The organism is Oleiphilus sp. HI0079, assembly GCF_001635105.1.
In genome coordinates, this window is the sequence record NZ_LWFT01000363.1 from 1 (window position 1) to 640 (window position 640).

Below are 640 nucleotides of genomic sequence, written 5' to 3' on the forward strand. Positions count from 1 at the left end.
AGTATAACTATGGAAGCCTTAAAAATGCGGCTATTTTTATGACATTTGGATCGATCGCGCTTCGCCTCTCGATTCTCCTCATACCGATATCCAGTTTTTGAGCGTTTCAATTACGTTATATATAGGAATGAGTTATGTCAGATCGAGTTACAGGTAAGGTTAAATTTTTCAACGAATCAAAAGGCTTCGGTTTTATCGAGCAAAACGGTGGTCCAGATGTATTCGTACATTTCAGCGCCATCCAGTCAGAGGGTTTTAAAACTCTAGCTGAAGGTCAAGAAGTTGAGTTCACTATTGGCCAAGGTCAAAAAGGACCACAAGCTGAGCAGGTTGTTCCTCGATAGGACATAACTCAGAGTTAATCCCACAAACCCGCTTTCGCTTTGCGAATGCGGGTTTGTTTTTATTGAACAGTATGAATTCAACATGTCGGTAATAAACAAAAATATTATTCTCGGCGTCACCGGCGGCATCGCTGCCTATAAATCTGCAGATCTTTGTCGACAGCTTAAAAAAGCTGGCGCGAATGTCAGGGTCGTGATGACGCGAGGCGCTTGTGAATTTGTTCAGCCGCTTACCTTTCAGGCTCTAAGCGGTGAGATGGTTTCGACCGAACTCCTTGATGAAAGCGCTGAAGCAG

General features: G+C 43.6%; 2 protein-coding genes. Both read left to right on the forward strand.

Annotated elements, in window-relative coordinates; genetic code table 11:
* The first annotated feature begins 134 nt into the window (after positions 1 to 134).
* The gene (locus tag A3750_RS04840; RefSeq protein ID WP_068455091.1) at positions 135 to 344 is read left to right on the forward strand and encodes a cold-shock protein; all 210 of its coding nucleotides are present in this window, start codon (positions 135 to 137) and stop codon (positions 342 to 344) included.
* An 82-nt stretch (positions 345 to 426) separates the two neighbouring features.
* Positions 427 to 640, forward strand: a 214-nt coding sequence (locus tag A3750_RS04845; RefSeq protein WP_304440170.1) for a flavoprotein, incomplete at its 3' end; no start/stop codon positions are given.

Bases quoted from the DNA above. Each gene is read 5' to 3' on its own strand.
- A3750_RS04840 (WP_068455091.1), top strand. From the start codon at position 135: ATGTCAGATCGAGTTACAGGTAAGGTTAAATTTTTCAACGAATCAAAA.